The organism is Pseudofrankia coriaricola (assembly GCF_001854805.1).
Lineage (GTDB): Bacteria > Actinomycetota > Actinomycetes > Frankiales > Frankiaceae > Pseudofrankia.
The window spans coordinates 1-13019 of record NZ_MBLO01000036.1; the positions used below are offsets into that span (position 1 = coordinate 1).

Below are 13019 nucleotides of genomic sequence, written 5' to 3' on the forward strand. Positions count from 1 at the left end.
CTAGGAGGCCGCTGAACAACGCCGGTTTTGGGGTTGACGCTCGGCTGGGTGTGTCGGCCGGGCGCCCGGCTGGGTGTGGTTTCTGGCGTTCGAGGGCGTGGGTGGGCGGCGCTGGGCGTGCCCGGGGTGGTGCGGGGCTGTGTCGAGGGCTTCCGCTGTGGTTTCCGGGGGTCAGCCCGCCGGGGTGAGGGCCCAGGTGCCGGTCGGGGTACGCGTGAGGCCGAGTGTGAGTAGCCGGGTGAGGTTGACGGTTGCCATGCGTAGGTGGAGCCACTGGTCGCCCGCGGCCTGGCCGCGGTAGCGCAGCCGGCGGTGGCGGCCGTGGCCGATGAACCAGGCGATCGAGCGTTCGACCATGGGCCGGTGCTGCCGGTAGGTCTCGCGCAGGGGCTGGTCGGTGGCCCACTGCTCGCGGGCGGCGCGCAGGACGGTGTGGTGGGGGTGCAGTTCGAGGGCGCGTCCGGTCCTGTTGGTGGTGCAGCGGGCGCGTAGCGGGCAGCCGCGACAGCCCGCGCCGAACGTGACGTGGCGTTTCGGGCTGATCTTCCTGGTCAGCCCGTTCGGGCAGGTGACCGTGCCGGTCTGCTCGTCGACGGTGAAGTCGTCGAGGGTGAACCCGCCTTCCACCGCGGGGCGCAGCCCGACCGGCCTGCTGACCAGGGTGTGCCCGGCCTGGGCCAGGTCGGCCCGGGCCTGTCCGGTTCCGTAGGCCGAGTCGCCGAGGATCTCCAGGTCGGTGGCCGGTTCGTCGGCGAGCAGGCCGACGGCGACGGCGGCTTCCTGGTTGTCCTCGCCGGTTGCCTTCGTGAGCTTCCCGTCGGTGAACAGGCCGGTGTCCGGCTCGACGACGACGTGGCCCTTGTAGCCGTCCTGGCGGTGGCTGACGGTCTTGTGGACGTGCCGCGCCTGCGGGTCGACGGTGGAGATCACCCGGTCCGGGGCGACCTTCCGCGCGATCCGCCACCGCCCGTCGGTCCCGTCGGAGCCCTCGGCCGGCTCGACGTCCTGCCCGGCGACCAGCGCGAGCAGGCCCAACGCCCCGGTGGCCGTCTCGTCGAGGTCCCGCGCCTCGGCGAACGCGGCCAGCACGGCGCGCGCGTCGCTGACCAGCGCCGAGACCAGGCCATCGCGGGCCGCCGGGTCCTCCCAGTCGATCCGCGGCTTGCCCGCCTGCGCGTAGTCATGCGCCGTGCACCGCTCGGCGACGACCTCGCCGGCACCGGGGACCTGCCGGACGGCCCGGCGGATCGCCCCGACCAGCTGGGTGACCGTGTCCTGGGTCGCGACCGCGTCATCCAACACCATCGAGTCCACCGCCCGGCGGGTCTTCCCCGCCAGCACCCCGGTCTCGGCGACGATGCCCCGCACCGCCTCGAAGATCCGGTTCGGCCGATCCGACCGCGCCAGCCGCCCCCGCCAGTACGTCAACACCGTCGGGTGATAGCCCTCATGATCCAACGGCAGCCCGCAGGCGACCTTCCACCGCAGGTCACACCGCAGCGCCTCCATCGCCTCCCGATCGGAGAACGCGTGCAGGCTCTGCAACACCAGCACCGACGCGGCCACCTCACCCGGCACCGACGGCCGGCCCGTCACCGACGGGAACAGATCCACGAACAGACCCTCGTCGAACATCACCCGACGGTGCTCCGCCAGCAGCCGGTACATACTGCCCGCCACCACCAGATGCCCGACCAGCGCATCGGCGTCCAGCAACTCCCGGTCCGACCGGCTCCTCCCCAACACCAACCAATGATCCCAAACATCATGATCAGCGCCGGGGAGGCGCGCCGACGTTATTCAGCGGTCTCCTAGAGGATGTCTGACACCCCACAGGTTGCGACACCCCAGAGCGGCCGAGGGATGTCGCTGCGTCGGCCTCACTCTCGGCCGTGTTTCGTCGGGGTTCCGTTCCGACGTCTGACTGCTCGCAGGCTTTCCGACCCCCGGGGGGTCGGAAAGCCTGCGTGTCTGTCGTGATCCGGTGCGGCCACCAGCCACTGGGCACGACGCTTGGGTGGGCACGGCAGGCTGGCCAGCACGATCACCTCTGCCGGGAACCGGAACCCGGCGAACTCGGAAGCCAGAACCACGGGACGGACAGGACGACCCACCAGTCGATCATTCCTGAGCGGCTGGCCCGACCGCTGCGCCCCACCAACGCAACAGAGCCCTCGGTGGGCGTCGTATCGGGCCGGCAAAAAGTCTTGCTCTCCGCGCCCGCGGCGGTGTCCACCGGCGTGCAGCCGATCATGGAGCGGCCGCACGCCCCCGAGTCCCTCGACCTCGACCGCGGCGACACCCGCCCCCCTCCGCGTCTAGGCCGTTTCGCCGAGCAGCGCCCGGGCGAGCAGCGTGGCCGTGGTGCTCCGCCAGCGTTCCGGCGACCAGCCGAGGGTGCCCGTGGCGACGATGTAGTTCTCGGCGCTGGTGATCAGGAAGGCGAGATCGGCGGCGTCCTCGACGGTGAGCCCCGGGCGGAGCGCCGCGCGGTCGGCGAGCAGGCCGGCGAGAGCGCGGAACGCGGCGCGGCGCTGGCCCTCGTTCACGTCCCACTGCGCCGCGAGGTCGGGATCGGCGCCGACGGTGCCGCGGACGACGGCGAGCAGCGGCGCCACCCGCCCCATGATCTCGCGGCCGCCGTTCGTCCAGAGCTCGATCACCCGGACCGGGTCGGGCTCGGCGGCCAGCTCCTCGAGCCACGGCCGGTCGAGGAGCGCGACCGGCTCGTCGTCGCCGACGGCGGCCACATCGAGCGCTTCCTTGAGCAGCGTCGCCTTGTTCCCGAAGTGGAAGTAGACGGTCTGCACGGCGACGCCCGCGCGCGCCCCGACCTGGTCGAGCGTCGTCGTGCCGTAGCCCTGGTCGAGGAACAGGTCCGCCGCCGCGGCGACGATCCGCCGCCTGGTCAGCCTGGTCTTCTCGGCCCGACTCGGCCTGTCGTTGACGGGACCACTCACTCGCTAGAGATTACTCTAGTGAATTGCTAGAGTCGACTCTAGTCAAAGGAGGGGCCATGCCCGACCTAGCACCGATCCACCACGTGAAGATCCCGGTCAGCGACGTCCGCGCCAGCAGCGAGTGGTACCTGCGGGTGCTCGGACTGGAGGTGGCGATCGAGTTCACCGAGGACGGCGAGCTCCGTGGCGTCGCCCTGGGGGCTCCAGACGGCACCACCCAGATCGCGCTCCGGCACGACCCCGAGCGCGCCGCCGCCCTCGCCGGCTTCGACCTCGTCGCGCTCGGCGTCCCGACCCGGGACGGCGTCCAGGCCTGGGCCGACCACCTGGCCGCCATCGACCAGGAGCACGGCGGCCTCGTCACCGGCCACCACGGCGGCACCGTCCTCGTCGGCCTCCACGACCCCGACGGCATAGAAATCCGTCTCTACGCCAACTGACCGATCACAGACCGAGAAGGAGAATCTCCATGCGACACACCGACTCCGGCGGCGACGGCGAGCCGCTCGTCCTGATCCACGCAGCAGTCTTCGCCGACTGGTTCGTCCCGTTCGAGCGCGAGCCGGCCGTCGCCGGCCTGCGCCGGATCCGCGTCACCCGCACCGGGTACTCGGACCCCGCACCCGCCGAGCCGCTGTCGGTGGCCGACCACGCCGCCGAGTGCGCGGATCTGTTGCGCCGCCTCGGGACCCGGCGGGCCCGGGTGCTCGCGCACTCCTCCGGCTGCGTGGTCGCGCTGCAGCTGGCGCTCGACCACCCGGAGCTGGTCAGCGAGCTCGTCCTGGTCGAGCCGCCGCTGATCGACCCGCTCCTGCCGCCGCGGGACCGGGCGACGGTCGCCGCCGCGATCGGCCCTGCCCTGGGCGCGGCGATGGGCGCCGCCGCCCAGGGCGACCTGCGCACCGCCTTCGACACCTTCCTGGCGGCGGTGTGCGGACCGGAGCACCGGTCCGTGATCGAGTCCGCCCTCGGCCGAGCCGGCCTGGAACGCGCCGAACGCGACTGCGGCTACTGCTTCGCCGGCGAGGTGCCCGCGCTCGCCGCGTGGCACTTCGACGAGGAGCTGGCGCGCCGGATCGAGCAGCCGGTCCATCTCGTCGCCGGCGGCGAGAGCCCACCCTTCACCCATCGCCTCATCGACCACCTCGCCACGATGTTGCCCGACACCCGCACCACCGTCGTCCCCGGCGAGAACCACCTGCTCCCCCTTCGCGCCCCTGCCGCCCTCGCCACCCTCCTCCCCACCCCGACCCCTGCCCCCTAACCGCTCCGACCGTGCGGCGCGCGTTCCCTCGACTCAGATCTGGTGCGCCGTCCCTCCCGTGCTGCTCTCGCCGCGGGAGGGACAGCGCACCACCCGACGCGTCGACCAGAACCAGGACCGTGAACACGCGATGCCCGCGCGGCCGTGACCAGCACCACCGCACCCACCACCGCACCCACCGCCGCGCCGCCCGGCCGCCGCTGTCGCCCTGCCTGAGGAGAACCCGCCATGGCCCGATTCCTGTTCGCCACGGTTCCCGCCGTCGGCCACACCCTGCCCGCACTACCCATCGCCCGCGCCCTGATCGAACGCGGCCACACCGTGCGCTGGTACACCGGCGTCGCCTTCGCCGACAAGATCACCGCTGTCGGTGCGAGTTTCCACCCGATCACCGATCCCGGCTTCGACTACAGCCTGGACGGGCTCGACCAGCGCTACCCGCGGCGCCGGGAGCTGTCCGGGCTGAAGAAGCTGCAGTTCGACATGGTGCAGGGGTTCTCGAGACCGGTGCCGAGCCAGGTTCGGGACCTGCGGGCACTGTTGCGGGAGGAGCCGGCTGATGCCGTGATCGCCGACACCGGGTTCATCGGCGGGGTGTTCCTGCGGGAGCTGGGCGGACCGCCGCTGGCCGGGTTCGGCGTGAGCGTGCTGCCCTTCACCAACAGGGACCTCGCGCCCCTCGGCATGGGTCTGGCGCCGGCCCGCGGCCCGCTCGGCCGGCTGCGCAACCGGGCGCTGGCCAGCTCCATCCGACGGCTGCTGCTTCGCCCGGTAACCGCCGAGCTCAACCGGACCCGGCGGATGCTCGGCCTGCCCGCGTCGTCCGCCGCGATCTTCGACTATCCGCTGGCCACCCAGCTCTACCTGCAGTTCAGCGCGCCAAGCTTCGAGTACGCCGTCCCCGACGTGCCCAGCCAGGTCGCCTTCGTCGGACCACCGCGGCAGCCGGTCGACCCCGGCTGGCAGCCGCCGGCCTGGTGGCCCGAGCTGTCAGGGCGGCGGGTCGTGCTCGTCAACCAGGGGACGGTCGCGACCGACGCCGACCAGCTGATCCGGCCCGCGCTGGCCGGGCTCGCGGGCGAGGACGTGCTCGTCGTCGCGGCCACCGGAGACGGCGACCCGGCGGGGCTAGCGCCGCTGCCGGCGAATGCACGGGTGGAGCGGTTCATACCGTTCGACAGGCTGCTGCCGCACGTCGACGTGTTCGTCACCAACGGCGGCTACGGCGGTGTGCAGCTCGCGCTCTCGCACGGCGTCCCGATCGTCGGCGCAGGCAAGACCGAGGACAAGATCGAGGTCAACGCGCGGGTGGCCGCGGCCGGTGTCGGGGTGAACCTGCGCACACAGACCCCGGAGCTGGGCCAGATCCGCGCGGCCGTCGCGGCGGTACTCGCCGACTCCCGGTACGCCACCGCCGCGCGCCGGATGCAGGCCGAGATCACGAAGGCGGGACGCGAGATCCGCGCGGCCGAGCTGCTCGAACAGCTCGCCGGAGGGCCGGCGCTGGAGCGGCCCTGGACGGCCCAGGCCGGTGCCGAGGGCGAAGGCGGCCTGCACCACCGAGTAGGTGCCGCCGGCTGAGCGTCGCTCGGCAGGCATCCCCCTCCTCCGGCAGCGGTTCCTCGACCGGCCTTGGGCCCGGGGCTACCCGGCGGGTCGAGGCGCGATGCCTGAGGCTCGGCGGTCATGCCGCCTTCGCGGCCCTGCGGGCGCGGCGGGTGGCCCGGGCAGAGCGGACCAGGTAGGCCGGCGTCGGCGGTACCCAACCCAGCTGGGCGGCGGTGCCCAGGTCATCGGCCGGCCAGGGGCCGCGCTATGTCGTCTCTGGGCGGAACGGTCGTGACCACTCGGCGAATCGCGGCGTCGCGGTCAAGCGACGCGATGATCTCGGTGTACTGCTTCTGGAGCGCGGCCAGCAAGTCGAGGTTCGCTGAGGGCGGATGCGTCTTTCCGTTGCTGAGCACGCCCGACCTCCGTCCGGTTCCGAGCACCTCCGAGTTCGGACGCCCAGCAAGGCCGACCTACCGCAGGACAGCCCCGAGTGAGCTGCACCGCGGCCGGGAAGGCGGCCGTCGGTAGCACCCGAAAAGTAGAGCGCCAACGCATTCCACGAAGAACGAGTCCCGGCTGGCCGACTCGGGGTGGTGCCAGGTGGGTAGGCAGCGGATGTGGTGGTGCTGGAGGTCGCCGAGGAACTGCGGCCGCTGCTGTACGGGTCCTGGCGACGGGCGCGGAAAGGCGGTCTGGTCGGCGGGCTGTCTCCGGATCCGGACGCCACGCTGGGGCACGTCGTGCAGTCGATCGGGGTACCGCTGACCGAGGTCGGAGCGCTGCGGCGGGCCGATGGTGCGGTCCTCGGCCAGTCCAGCCGGCCCGGGCCGGACGAGATCGTGCGGGTCGAGCCGCCGACGCGTCCCCAGCCGCTGGCCGAGCCACGGTTCGTCCTCGACGTACACCTGGGCGCGTTGGCCCGTCGGCTGCGGCTACTCGGCCTGGACGTGGCCTACCGTAACGACGCCGCCGATGACGAACTCGTCGCCCAGGCGATCCGAGAACGCCGGGTGCTGCTGACGCGGGACCGGGGCCTGCTGTTCCGGCGAAGCCTGCCGCGCGGCGCGTATGTCCGCGGCGACCGGCCCGACGACCAGGTACACGATGTCCTTGACCGATTCGCGCCGCCACTGGCGCCACTCACCCGCTGCGTCTCCTGCGGAGACGAACTGCGGTCAGTGCCGAGGGAAGCCGTCCTCGACAAGGTCGAGCCCGGCACCCGCCGCACCGCGGCCCACTTCACCCGCTGCGTCGCCTGCGGCCAGATCTACTGGCGCGGCGCCCACGCCCACCGCCTCGACGCGCTCATCGCCACGGCCAGCACGGGTCGACACCGGTAGCCGATACCGGGCGCTCGCGCGCGTCGCGCCCCCGGAAACCCCAGCCCACCGCTGGATGACCAGCTTGGTCAGGCTGCCGCGCCCAAGGCGCCGGTCTGGCACCGTGGGCTTACCGGGCTGCGGCGAGGGTGGGCAGCGGCCCGCGAGCCAGGTACGTCACGCTGTCAGGCACACCGCGTCGCGCCGTAGCGCCGTGCCTGTGTCAGAGGTTCCACACCCGGGCGGCCTTGCCCGCCACCATCAGTTCTCGCTCGTGCGCGGGGACGCCGGCCATTTGCTCCTCGACAATCTCGCGGGACCGCGGCCAGCTCGTGACCGGGTGGGGGTAGTCCGTCGACCATAGGATGTTCTCAACCCCGAGGCGGTGGCGCAGCAGGTGGACCGCGTCCGCCTCCTCGATGAACGTCAGGCTGACCTGTCGGTGGAAGTACTCGCTCGGCAGCCCGTTGATGGCGGGGAAGTCGTAACCCTGCCGCTTGACCATGTTGTCCACGGCCGACAGCCACCAGGCGACCCAGCCGAGGCCGGGCTCGACGAACACCACGCGCAGGCCGGGGTGTCGCTCGAGGACACCACCCATGATCCACATCCCGAGCGCCTCGGAGGCGGACAGGGCGGCGAGCGGCACCATCACGCCCTTCTGCGGCGTCGGGTCGCGCCGGACCAGGTCGTCCAGGTTCGTGTTGAGGCCGGTGTGGCAGCACACGGGCAGGCCGGTGTCCTCGATCGCGCGGAACAGCGGCGCGTACCGGTCGTCGGGGTATTCCGGCAGACCGAACTCGTTGGGGAACACCGGCAGCTGCAGCGACTTCGCGCCGAGCACGGCGACGCGACGCACCTCGGCGACGGCGGCCTCGATGTCGTGGATGGGGATCTGGTAGGAGATCACCAGCCGTTTCGGGTCCGCGCTGGCGTAGTCGCGCAGCACCTCGTTGAACGCGTAGGTCGCCTCGGCCGCGCCCTCCTTCAGGTCCCCGATGTAGCGGAAGGCGCTGACCTCGGAGTAGACGACCTCCGCGTCGACACCGTCGGTGTCCATGTCGGCCAGGCGGGCGGCGCCGTCGCCGTAGCCGGGACGGGTGAACACCGCGTTCTTTCCGCCGACCGCGCCGTCCGTGTAATGGCGGGCCGGCTCTACGCTCTTGTCGATGTTGAAATATTTCGGGCCTGTCGGAGCAGTTACTCGGCGAGCGATGAAAGGGAGAACCGAAAGCTTCGGGACGGCGAACATCATGCCTTACCCCGGTGAGGCAATGATCGTTCCAAGGACGATCAATCAGGTTGGGAAGTGCACGCTGGGGGTGTGAGCGAGGCGTCTTGGGTCGGGGAAGCCGAGGCTGGTGTAGCCGGGGGCGCGTTTGGTGAGTGATGCGGCGAGTACAGCGGTCAGTTCGTCGTGGTAGTCGTGGACTTCGGCGGTGGTCTTGCCGTCGTGGGGGCGCAGGATGCGGCCGGTGTACTGGACGAGGCGTCCCTTGTAGGAGACGGGCGCGGCGAGGAACAGGGTGTCCAGGGCGGGGCAGTCGAATCCTTCGCCGGCGTAGGGGCCGGTGGCGACGGCGAGCAGGGGCGGACCGCCGGGTTGTGGCGTCAGGCGAGCGAGCGCGGCCGTCCTGTCTTTGGCACCCATGCCGCCGCGGAGCACGACAGGGTCGTGGCCCATGTCGCGCAGCGCGTCGGCGATTTTCTGTAGATGTGCGGTCCAGGTGGTGAGGACCAGGCAGTTTCTGCCTTGAGCCAGGGCGGCGGCGACATCCGCGGTGACTTGGCGGATGCGCTGGCTGTTCGCGATCAGGTCTTTGTAGATCTCGGCCATCCCGCCCGGGGCGGTCGGGTCGGCGTCGCCCGCGTAGCGGTAGCCGGTGGGGTGGACATGCAGCACAGGTGTTGGCCGTCCGTCGGGGGCGCTGCCGGGCAGCATGGGGATGCCATCGGCGGGCTCGTGGGGGCCGGTGATGGTGTGGCGGACCGGGCCGACGTGCAGGGTGATGAGGTCGTCGAGCTTGTCACGCCGGTATGGGGTGGCAGTCAGGCCGAGCCAGCGTCGGGCCGGGATTTGCTTGACCGCGTGGGTGAAGGCTGCGGCCGGAACGTGGTGGCACTCGTCAGCGACGACGAGGCCGTAGCCAGCGGTCAGTTCGGCGATGTCCTCGCGGCGGGCGAGGGTTTGCAGAGTAAGGATGTCGACGGTCCCGCGCAGTTTGGCGCGGCCGCCACCGAGCTGTCCTGCCTTGATCCCCAGGAACTCGGCGATCCGGGTCCGCCATTGGTCCGCGAGTGCCTTGCGGTCCACCAGGACCAGGGTCGGTGTCTGGTGAGCGGCGATGACCGCGCAGGCCATCACGGTCTTGCCGGAGCCCGGCGGCGCGACCAGGACGCCGAGGTCGTGTTCGGTCAGCTTCGTGAGGGCTTCGTGTTGTACGGCGGTGAGTGTGGCGGTGCAGGTAAATGCGTGTGCGATGCCAGTGACCCGTTCGTCGGTGACGTCCAGCCGGCTGCCGGCCTGCTCGGTGAGCGAAGCGACGGTGGGGAGCATGCCGCGCGGCAGGATCAGGCCGCCGTCGAGGGTCTCGTCGTAGCTGTGCAGGAACCGGGGGATGCCGTAGGTGGAAGCGCGCATTCGCTGCCGTTCCTGGAACAACGGATTGTGCATGGAGGCAGCGTGCCGCAGCGTCGCGGCCAGGCCCGGGGTCAGCTCCGACTGCTCGACCCGGATGCCAGCTCCGAGCCGGGCGTGGAGGACAGCGGCGACGGCGGGCCGGGTCACGGTTGAGGTGGGGGAAGCGAGCGTGGTGGCCTCGGCGGCCACGGCGACCCGTCCGACGCGGTCGACGGCACGTCTGAGTTCCTGCGGGGTCATCCGGCCGAGCGTGGACAGGTAGGCCCACTGGTCGGCATGCGGCTCCAGGATGGCCAGGTCCAGGAAGACGGTTGCGCCGTTCTGTCGGGCAGGTTTGAACAGCGGCGCAGCGATCAGGTTTCCCATGCCCCCTGTCGGGAGCATGTCCTGTGACGGGAACAGCCGGTCGTAGCTGGCCAGGCTCAGCCGGCCGCGTAGCGCCATCGCCTCCCGCAACAGTCCGCTACCCAGGCGGCGGGCCGTCTCGGCGGGGACCGGCGAGGTGAAGAACACCCACGCGTGCGCGCCCGTACCCGACCGGGACACCTCCAAGGCGACAGGGACCTGGAGGGCGCGGCCGGCCTTGATGTACATCAGCGCGTCGAACATCGCCTCGGGCCCGTCGAAGTCGGCGGCCAGCCACCAGCAGCGGTCACCGTCCAGCAGCGGGTACACGCCGACGTGCATCTCGCCTTTCAGATGGGCGGCCAGAACGTCGGCGGTAAGCGGAAGGTAGTCGCGGTCCTCGTGTCGGACGCCCTTGCGCCATCCTCCGCGCACCGCCGGGACCCAGCCCGACTTGCCAGTGCGGCGGTTGTCGAACCGGACCGCGTACACGTCCGTGCGGGCGGCGAACAGTGCCCCGAAAAACGCCACCTTCGCCGCGGGCGGGGAGCCGTTGTTCACCAGCCCTGGAGGTGCTTCGAAGAAGGCCGCCTGCGTGGGGCCGGGCGGGGCCGCCTGCTGCGGGGTGAGCTTCAGCAAGCGCAGTAGGCGAGTATTCTCGGCCCGCAACCGCGCCAGCTCAGCCTCGACCTCCGGTGGAAGCTCCGCCACAGTCACAAACTAGTCGTCCCCGCACGCGCGGGGATCTTCCAACGTGAGTACGCCGGTCCGCGATGGGTGCTCGCGGTCGTCCCCGCACGCGCGGGGATCTTCCCAGGGGTGAGGCAGACTCAGACATGGGTCTCCCGTCGTCCCCGCACGCGCGGGGATCTTCCGGGGCTCATGATCTGCGATCCGCTCAGGTCCCGGAACACCCGGTACAACTTCCCGTCGTATTCGCTCTACCCAGAGACCTGAGCTATCGCGGGACCCGTGCCTGCGGCGGGTGGCCGGGCAGGCCGTGCTCGGCGAGCGGGCCGAGGCGCAGGGCCGCGTCCGCGCACCGGCAGGCGAGCTCAGGCAGGGCGCCCAGCGCGCTGCGCCACGCGCCAGGTACGCCACCGCGGTCGCTGTCGTGCAGCAGGATCGTGGCGCCGCCGCGCAGGTCGGGCCCGACGGCGGCCAGGACGGACAGCGGCGTGGCGCCCGCCTCCCAGTCACGTCCACGCGCCGTCCAGAGCACCGGGGTCAGCTCGAGGCGGCGGGCGGCGGCGAGCACCGCGGCCGACAGGATGCCGTGGGGCGGCCGGACGAACCGGGGCGGGCGGCCGGTCGCCGCGGCGACCAGCTCGTGGGTGCGGGCAAGCTGGTCGTAGGTGGACAGCGGGCCACGCAGCAGCATCGGCTTGCGGTCCCAGCCGTGGATGGCCAGCTCGTGCCCGGCGGCGGCCATGTCGACGACGAGCCCCGGCGCGCGGCTGACCGCGTCGCCGAGGACGAAGAAGGTCGCGCGGATCTCGAGCTCCTCGAGGACCTCGAGGAAATGGGGCGTGGAACGCGGGTCCGGCCCGTCGTCGAAGGTCAGCGCCACATGGTCGGCGGCGCCGAACCCGGCAAGGGCGGGGGTGAGCCGGCCACGGACCCCGCGCAGCGCCGTCACCGCGGGCAGCCCGTAGCCCAGTCCCGCCACCACGGCGGCGCCCGCCACGGCCGGCCAGGAAACCACCGCGCCGACCGGCAGCCCCAGGACGCCGACGAGCGCCCGCCGCGCCGGGCCGCGCGGCCCGCCCGCGATGGTCACCGCCTCGCGAGACGCAGTCATCGGGTCGGTCACCGAATCGGCCACCATGTATCGCACTGTGCCATGGCTATCGCGAATAGCCCCTCATCTCACCACCCGGCGCGCCCAAAGCGACACGGCAGTCGCCCTTGCCGCACGGGGCGGCGACGAGCGCGGCGAGGATCAACCGCCCAGGCCGGCGGACGGCGATGGCTGCCGGCGGCGCGGCGAGGTCAGACAGCGCTGGGCGCGTCGGCGACCTCGGCCTCGGTGGGCATGGACGGGCCGGCCCCGAACCGGCCGACCGCGAGGCCGGCGGCCGCGTTCGCCCGTTCGAGGGCCTCCGCCGGGGCCACTCCCGCGGCCAGCGACGCGCCGAGCGCCCCGCAGAAGCAGTCGCCCGCGCCGGTGGTGTCGACCACCGGCACCCGCCGGCCGGGCACGGCAAGCACCTCGCCGCCGATCCGCGCCAGCGCGCCGTCCGCTCCCAGGGTCACCACCACGTCGCCGAGCGGCGTGCCGTCCGGAGCGGCCAGCCGGTCGCCGGAGCGCAGCAGTTCCTCGACCCCCCGCGCGGCGCCGCCCACGCCCGTTCCGATGCCCACCAACTGGGCGAACTCGGTCTCGTTGACGACCAGAACGTCCACGGCGGCGAGCAGCTCCCGGCTCGGCACGCGAAACGGCGCCAGATTGAGAATCGTCGTCGCGCCGGCGGCGCGGGCGGCGCGCGCCGCCGACTCGTTGGTCTCGGCCGGGATCTCGCCCTGCAGCAGCACGACGTCACTCGGGCGGATCGCCGCGTCGGTCACTCTCGTCGGGCTCACAGCCGCGTTGGCGCCGGCGACCACGATGACGGTGTTCTCGCCATCGTCGGCGACCGTGATCAGCGCGGTGCCCGATGGGCCGCGCTCGGTCCGGACCCACGCGGTGTCGATGCGTTCGGCGTCGAGGAAGCCGGATAGCACGGTCCCGAAGCCGTCGGCGCCGACCGCGCCGACGAGCACCGTCGGGGCGCCGAGCCGGCGGGCGGCCACGGCCTGGTTGGCGCCTTTGCCGCCGGGCACCTGGTGCACCGAGCCGCCGGCGAGTGTCTCGCCGGGCGCCGGCAGCCGAGGCACCGTCACCACCACGTCCATGTTGATGGAACCAATGACGACGACCCGCCCGCGCTCAGCCACGC

The 13019-nt window shown here is 72.2% G+C and carries 11 protein-coding genes; 4 read left to right on the plus strand and 7 right to left on the minus strand.

All coding sequences use genetic code 11. The features are described from left to right. Positions 1 to 171: 171 nt before the first annotated feature. Together BCD48_RS06340 and BCD48_RS06345 are read right to left on the minus strand one after the other, a co-directional pair. Positions 172 to 1746 (minus strand): IS1182 family transposase, encoded by a 1575-nt coding sequence (locus tag BCD48_RS06340; RefSeq protein ID WP_071046611.1) that lies wholly within the window; start codon positions 1744 to 1746, stop codon positions 172 to 174. Between the two features lie 572 nt (positions 1747 to 2318). Beyond that, positions 2319 to 2960 carry a TetR/AcrR family transcriptional regulator gene (locus BCD48_RS06345; RefSeq protein ID WP_071047363.1) on the minus strand — a complete coding sequence of 214 codons (642 nt, stop codon included), beginning with the start codon at positions 2958 to 2960 and terminating at the stop codon, positions 2319 to 2321. 56 nt (positions 2961 to 3016) lie between these two features. Here BCD48_RS06345 and BCD48_RS06350 point away from each other — a divergent pair, with 56 nt between their 5' ends. From BCD48_RS06350 to BCD48_RS06360, 3 genes are all read left to right on the plus strand, one after another. Beyond that, positions 3017 to 3400: a VOC family protein gene (locus BCD48_RS06350; protein WP_071047364.1), complete on the plus strand. Its 384-nt coding sequence runs from the start codon at positions 3017 to 3019 to the stop codon at positions 3398 to 3400. A 29-nt stretch (positions 3401 to 3429) separates the two neighbouring features. After that, positions 3430 to 4224 carry an alpha/beta fold hydrolase gene (locus BCD48_RS06355; protein WP_071047365.1) on the plus strand — a complete coding sequence of 265 codons (795 nt, stop codon included), beginning with the start codon at positions 3430 to 3432 and terminating at the stop codon, positions 4222 to 4224. A gap of 228 nt (positions 4225 to 4452) precedes the next feature. Then, positions 4453 to 5805, plus strand: a complete 1353-nt coding sequence (locus BCD48_RS06360; RefSeq protein ID WP_071047366.1) for a glycosyltransferase — start codon at positions 4453 to 4455, stop codon at positions 5803 to 5805. A gap of 209 nt (positions 5806 to 6014) precedes the next feature. Here the strand turns inward: BCD48_RS06360 and BCD48_RS51085 are convergent, their stop codons facing one another. Further along, positions 6015 to 6188, minus strand: coding sequence for a hypothetical protein (locus BCD48_RS51085; protein ID WP_157910443.1), 174 nt, complete (start codon positions 6186 to 6188; stop codon positions 6015 to 6017). Positions 6189 to 6392: 204 nt separating this feature from the next. On the opposite strand from BCD48_RS51085, the gene BCD48_RS06365 reads away from it, so the two are divergent. Further along, the gene (locus BCD48_RS06365; RefSeq protein WP_071047367.1) at positions 6393 to 7115 is read left to right on the plus strand and encodes a Mut7-C RNAse domain-containing protein; all 723 of its coding nucleotides are present in this window, start codon (positions 6393 to 6395) and stop codon (positions 7113 to 7115) included. 202 nt (positions 7116 to 7317) lie between these two features. Here the strand turns inward: BCD48_RS06365 and BCD48_RS06370 are convergent, their stop codons facing one another. From BCD48_RS06370 to BCD48_RS06385, 4 genes are all read right to left on the minus strand, one after another. Further along, the gene (locus BCD48_RS06370; RefSeq protein WP_071047368.1) at positions 7318 to 8349 is read right to left on the minus strand and encodes an amidohydrolase family protein; all 1032 of its coding nucleotides are present in this window, start codon (positions 8347 to 8349) and stop codon (positions 7318 to 7320) included. A 42-nt stretch (positions 8350 to 8391) separates the two neighbouring features. Next, positions 8392 to 10797 (minus strand): DEAD/DEAH box helicase, encoded by a 2406-nt coding sequence (locus BCD48_RS54770; RefSeq protein WP_071047369.1) that lies wholly within the window; start codon positions 10795 to 10797, stop codon positions 8392 to 8394. A 241-nt stretch (positions 10798 to 11038) separates the two neighbouring features. After that, positions 11039 to 11881, minus strand: coding sequence for a polysaccharide deacetylase family protein (locus tag BCD48_RS06380; protein ID WP_241841557.1), 843 nt, complete (start codon positions 11879 to 11881; stop codon positions 11039 to 11041). Between the two features lie 191 nt (positions 11882 to 12072). Beyond that, on the minus strand, positions 12073 to 13017 hold the full coding sequence (locus BCD48_RS06385) for a ribokinase (RefSeq protein WP_083418251.1): 945 nt from the start codon (positions 13015 to 13017) through the stop codon (positions 12073 to 12075). Positions 13018 to 13019 lie beyond the last annotated feature (2 nt).